5 protein-coding genes are annotated in these 5,899 nt (G+C 48.1%); all 5 read left to right on the top strand.

Annotated elements, in window-relative coordinates; translation table 11 throughout:
- The first annotated feature begins 208 nt into the window (after window positions 1-208).
- On the top strand, window positions 209-1,357 hold the full coding sequence (locus RYL88_RS10985; RefSeq protein WP_314399777.1) for a hydrogenase small subunit: 1,149 nt from the start codon (window positions 209-211) through the stop codon (window positions 1,355-1,357).
- Between the two features lie 2 nt (window positions 1,358-1,359).
- Window positions 1,360-3,078, top strand: coding sequence for a nickel-dependent hydrogenase large subunit (locus tag RYL88_RS10980; RefSeq protein ID WP_314991276.1), 1,719 nt, complete (start codon window positions 1,360-1,362; stop codon window positions 3,076-3,078).
- An 11-nt stretch (window positions 3,079-3,089) separates the two neighbouring features.
- On the top strand, window positions 3,090-3,773 hold the full coding sequence (gene cybH / locus RYL88_RS10975) for a Ni/Fe-hydrogenase, b-type cytochrome subunit (RefSeq protein ID WP_314991274.1): 684 nt from the start codon (window positions 3,090-3,092) through the stop codon (window positions 3,771-3,773).
- Entirely contained in the window at window positions 3,773-4,447 is a 675-nt protein-coding gene (locus RYL88_RS10970) for a HyaD/HybD family hydrogenase maturation endopeptidase (protein WP_314991272.1), read from the top strand. The genes cybH and RYL88_RS10970 overlap by 1 nt, the downstream gene beginning before the upstream one ends.
- Window positions 4,444-5,899 (top strand): hypothetical protein (locus tag RYL88_RS10965; RefSeq protein ID WP_314991270.1); only part of this gene is annotated, 1,456 nt, incomplete at its 3' end. The genes RYL88_RS10970 and RYL88_RS10965, both read left to right, overlap by 4 nt.

Raw genomic sequence — 5,899 nt, 5'->3', positions numbered from 1 at the left:
CTTTAATTATTTTTTAGAGCTTTATTTGCAAAAACATCACTAAAATAACAATAAACTTAATCATAAAAACTAATTCTTTTAATAAATATAGAATTTTAAATTTTAGTTGTAATATTTCAATGTTCTAAAGCTATTTGATAACGATTAAAGACAAATTTACTCTGTTACCAAACATGCCAAAATGCAAATTTAATCCCAAGGAGAGAGCATGAGAGATGACGTCCTAGTTAGGATAAACGAGAGGCTTAACGTGCTTGCCGCACTTCCGACTCTAAAAAACGGATCGATCGGCGAAGCTTTAAAGAAAAGCGGATTTAGCAGGCGCGATTTTATGAAATGGGCGGGCGCGATGACGGCGTTTATGGCGCTACCGGCATCTATGGCGCCAACCGTAGCTAGAGCCGCCGAGCTTAGCGATAGATTGCCCGTGATATGGCTACATATGGCCGAGTGCACGGGATGTAGCGAGAGCTTGCTTCGCTCCGATACGCCTACGATCGATAGTCTTATTTTTGACTATATTAGCCTCGAGTATCACGAAACCGTGATGGCGGCGGCGGGTTGGCAGGCTGAAGAAAATTTAGAAAGCGCCATTGAAAAATACAAAGACAGATACATCCTGCTAGTCGAGGGCGGCATACCTACGGGCGAGACGGAGAACTATCTAACGGTCGGTCCTTTAGGCCTTAGCGGCCTTCACCACGCAAAGCACGCGAGCGAGAATGCCGCGGCAATATTTGCTATCGGCACCTGTTCGAGCTTCGGCGGAGTGCAAGCTGCAAGGCCAAATCCCTCAAATTCCGTCGGTCTATCAAAAGTAACCTCAAAACCCGTTATAAACGTCCCGGGCTGTCCTCCCAGCGAGAAAAATATCGTGGGCAACGTCCTTCACTACATACTTTTTGGCACTTTACCCGCACTTGACGTATTTAACCGTCCAAAATGGGCTTACGGGCTTAGGATCCACGATCTTTGCGAGAGAAGGGGGCATTTTGACGCGGGCGAGTTCGTACAGACCTTTGGCGACGAGGGTGCAAAAAACGGCTACTGCCTCTATAAAGTCGGCTGCAAAGGCCCATATACGTTTAACAATTGCTCTCGCGAGAGATTTAATCAGCACACCAGCTGGCCGGTGCAAGCAGGCCACGGCTGTATAGGCTGCTCGGAGCCTGATTTTTGGGATACTATGGGGCCTTTTGAGGAGCCGATGGCAGATAGGCTGTTTAACACCGTTTTAGGCCTAGGCGCCGATAACGTCAGCGATAAAATCGGCATCGGAGTGCTGGCGCTCGCAGGTATCGGTATAGCAGCGCACGCCGCGATAAGCATTTTTGCTAAAGACAAAGAGGAGGCGTAAAAATGAGCGAGCAAAGAATAGTAATAGACCCGATAACCAGGATAGAGGGCCACCTGCGTGTAGAAGTCGTCGTGGATGAAAATAACGTAGTTAAAGAGGCCTACTCGGGCTCGACGCTTTGGCGCGGTATAGAGCAGATTGTAAAGGGGCGCGATCCGAGGGATGCGGGATTTTTTACGCAGAGGATTTGCGGCGTTTGTACGTTTTCACACTACCGCGCGGGCATCATGGCCGTCGAGGACGCGCTAGGTATCACGCCTCCGCTAAACGCGCAGCTAACGCGCACCCTGATGAACAACGCCCTTTATATGCACGATCATCCCGTGCATTTTTATCAGCTTCACGGACTTGACTGGGTAGACGTGGTCTCGGCTCTAAGCGCGGACGTGCACAAGGCTAGCGATGAGGCGTTTAAGTACTGCGACACGCCTTACGCTACGGGCGCAGATAAGCTAAAAGAGGTAAAAGAGCGCGTCGAGGCCTTCGTAAAAAAGGGAAATTTAGGGCCTTTTGCCAATGCCTACTGGGGACATCCGACCTATAAATTTACGCCCGAGCAAAATTTGATCGCGCTTTCTCACTATTTAGAGTGCCTAAGGATACAAAGGACGGTAGCGCAGATGATGGCGATATTTGGAGCAAAACAGCCTCATCCTCAAAGTCTCACCGTAGGCGGCGTAACCTGCGTCATGGACTTGCTAGATCCTGCAAGATTAGGCGAATACCTAACCAAATTTCAAGAAGCGGCCGATTTTATCAACCGAGCGTATTATCCAGATCTAGTCATGGCCGCTAAAGCCTACGGCAGCGAGCCAAGCGTGCTAAAAGACGTCGGCGTGTCAAATTTATTTGCTTACGACGAGTTTTTAGTCGGCAAAAACGAGTACCTGATCCAAGGCGGAGTTATCCTAAACGGCGACATTAGCAAGGTTTATGAAGTAAACGGCAACAAGATCACCGAGGAAGCCACTCGCGCATGGTATAAAAACCCGGCTCCGCTGCATCCGTACGATGGCGAGACCGAGCCAAACTACACCGGCTTAAAAGATATGAAAACATTGGGCGGCCATGGCAAGGAGGTAGATACCAAGGTCTTTGACGAAAAGGGCAAGTATAGCTGGATCAAAGCACCTCGCTATGAGGGCAAACCGATGCAGGTGGGACCAATAGCTAGCATCGTGATAAACTACGCCAAAGGCAACGAGCGCGTGGTAAAGATCGTGGATAAATTCTTAAAAGATACGGGACTTCCGCTTGAGGCGGTATTTTCTACGCTGGGTAGAACCGCAACCAGGATGCTAGAGGCTAAACTAGTAGCCGATCATGGATTAACCGCCTTTACTAGCTTAGTAGAAAATCTAAAAACCGATCAAGAAACCTGCGCGAAGTACGTCATAGATAACGGCAAAGAGTATAAAGGAAATTTCCAAGGCAACGCCCCTCGCGGCGCGCTTAGCCACTGGTGCCGCATAAAGGACGGCGTGATAACCAACTGGCAAGCAGTCGTGCCTAGCACGTGGAACGCCTCGCCAAAAGACGCCGCAAACGCGCGCGGAAGCTACGAGGAGTGCCTCATCGGGCTAAAGATCGCCGATCTAACCAAGCCGCTTGAGATCATCCGCAAGATTCACTCGTACGATCCTTGTATCGCATGCGCCGTGCATGTGATGGATGCGCGCGGCACGCAGCTGGGCGAATACAAAATCAATCCGAATTTGTGAAAGGAGCGGCTATGAGCGAGCATAAATTTGACCGCAAAAGCGAGTATGAATTTTCCATCGGACTTAGGGCGACGCACTGGATCAGGTTTTTTGCCATCACGTTTTTAGTCGTGAGCGGCTACTATATCTCTTATGTTTTCGTTAGTCCCGAAATCACGAGCGAACCGACGAATTTTATGAACGCTAAATGGCGTATGGCGCACCAAATCGCGGGATTTATCTTGATAGCGTGCTTTATTTTCAAGCTTTATCTATTTATATTCGACAAACACAGCCGCAAAGAGGTCGTGAGCGTAGTCGATTTTTTTAGCCCGAAAGTCTGGATAGCGCAGATAAAATACTATCTGTTTTTAGGCCCGCACCCGCATCTAAAGGGCGTTTATAACCCGCTTCAGTTTGCGTCGTATTTTTTCTTTTATCTGGTGCTGTTTTTGATCTGCCTAACGGGCCTCGTGCTCTACGTCCACGTCTATCATGAGGGGCTTGGCGGGCTGCTTTACGAGCCGATGAGGCAGTGCGAGGAGCTAATGGGCGGGCTAGCAAACGTCCGCACGGTGCACCGCGTTTGCATGTGGGTCATCATCGTTTTTGTAGTCATTCACGTGTATATGGCCGTCTTTAACGCCGTAAAAGGCAAAAACGGAGCTATGGACGCGATTATTAGCGGCTACAAATACGTAAAAGACGAGCACTGATGCGCGTTTTGGTGCTTGGTATCGGCAACGTGATGTTCGGCGACGAGGGCGTGGGAGTGCATTTTGTAAAAATGATGGAGCGAAACTATAAATTTAGCCCTAAAATCAGGGCTAAATTTGACTCCGCTTTAAATTTGGACGATAAATTTGACGCATCAAATTTTGGCGGCGCAAACTCAAATTTAAGCGGCGATTTGGCTAGTCGAGGCGGCTTTAAATTTAACGCAGACGGCGCAAATTTGGAGCTAAGATTTATCGACGGCGGTACGCTAGCTATGGCGCTAACGCCTCTTATCGCTAACTCGGACATTTTGATAGTCGCCGACTGCATCAGCGCCGAGGGCGGCGAGACGGGGGACGTGTATTTTTTCGGTTACGAGCAGATGCCGCCGGCCATCTCGTGGAGCGGCTCCGCGCACGAGGTCGAGATGCTTGAAACGCTGCGACTGATGGAGCTTGCGGGCGATTTGCCGCGGACTAAAATTTTAGGTATCGTGCCAAAGCGCATAGAGCCTATGAGCTTTGAGATCTCGGCTCAGGCGCAAGAGGGCGTAAATTTGATGGAAAAGACGCTTTTAAACGAGCTTTCGCGGCTTGGATTTAGCTACGAAAAGATCGCAAATTTTAGCGTCTGCGATATCGCTTTAGAGTTTTCAAAAAAAGGCGCGATATGATTTTGGCCTACGAGTTTGACTGCGCGAGCGAAAATTTCGCCTTTTTTCTTAAATTTTACGCGCAAAAAAGCGGACTAAATTTTAGTATTAAAAAACAGCGGGATTTAACTACGCTTTACGCCCGGGGCGCGCAAGAGGAGCTTTTGGCGTTTTCAGATATTCTCTCTAGCTCGCTGCCTCACAGCGTGTTTTTACGCGGCTCAAAGGTCTACGCGAGCGAAAATTTACCGCAAGGCGAAACGAGCGAGCCCGTAAACGCCCTCTCAAACATCACGCCGCGCGTCGTTAGCGCTTATCTAAAAGGCGAGCTAGAAGAGTGCGAAAACGGCGTTTTTAGCGATGTTTGCGTTTTTACGGACGGCAAATTTGCGCCAGTAACCAAGGCGAATTTTAACGAGCTTTTGGATTTTGCTTTTAAAAATTTAAGCGCGGGCGAAGGCTTAAAATTTAAAGATATTAGCGGCGAATTTGAAGCTTTAAATTTCACCGAGCTAAACGAAAATTTTAATCTTTTAATGCCTACAAATCTTAAAAATTTACCCAAAATTTTTATCGCAAACGAAGCCGAACAAGTAGCACTAGCGAGCTACGAAAAACCCGCCGTTACGCTTAAAACGACGGCTATTTACCGCGGCAATCACCCAAACTCGCCAAGATTTTTTGACGTCTGCGCCCCTAGAGACATTTTCCTCTACGCGCTTTGCGACAAGCTTTTTAAGGCGGGCGTAAATTTTACCGCGTTAAAGGCGCAAAAGCCGCCGTTTAAGGCTACCGTGCTTGAAAACGGATATATTTTTAGCGGCTCAAATATTTATTATTCGCGCGCAAATTTGAGCAAGGTAGAGGGCGCCGCGGATAAAAATCTAGCCGCTTTTAATCTCGCAAAAAAAGAATTTGACGCAGACGGCGGGATAGTTAGGATATTTTTAAGCAGGTTTAAAGACGATGAAGTTAAAATTTACCCCAAATTTGATGATTTTAACGTCTTAAATTTCGCCTTGCCCGCGAGTTTTGAGGAGCTTTACGCGCAGATAAAGCGCGAGGAGGGCGGCAAGAGTTTGCTTCAAAATTACGGCGAAAGCTTTAGCCTGCCGCGCGGCGAGCTAAGCGTACAAAACGGCTTTTTCGGGCTATTTTGTATGGTCGGAGCGCTGCTTGGATTTGATAGCGATGCGCAAAAAGCGGGCGAAATTTTACTGCAAAATACGAGCGATTTTAACGGCGCAAAAGGGCCTAGGCTTGATTTTAAAATGCTAAACAAAACGCATTTTGACGTCGTTAAATTTGCTAGAAGCGGCATGAGCTTTAGGCTCGCTGGCGTCGAAGCGAGGCTGCTTAGCTACGGATACGCCGAGTCGTTAGCATATTTTTTGAGCGATTTTTCGGACGCGATAAAGCAGGATTTTAGCGTGCAAAACGCGCTGCTTTGCGGTTCGCTGTTTGAGTACAAAA

It is taken from the genome of uncultured Campylobacter sp. (assembly GCF_963517995.1).
GTDB lineage: Bacteria > Campylobacterota > Campylobacteria > Campylobacterales > Campylobacteraceae > Campylobacter_A.
The sequence above is the reverse complement of the archived record's forward strand: the minus strand, read 5'-3'. Positions and strand labels throughout refer to the sequence as shown.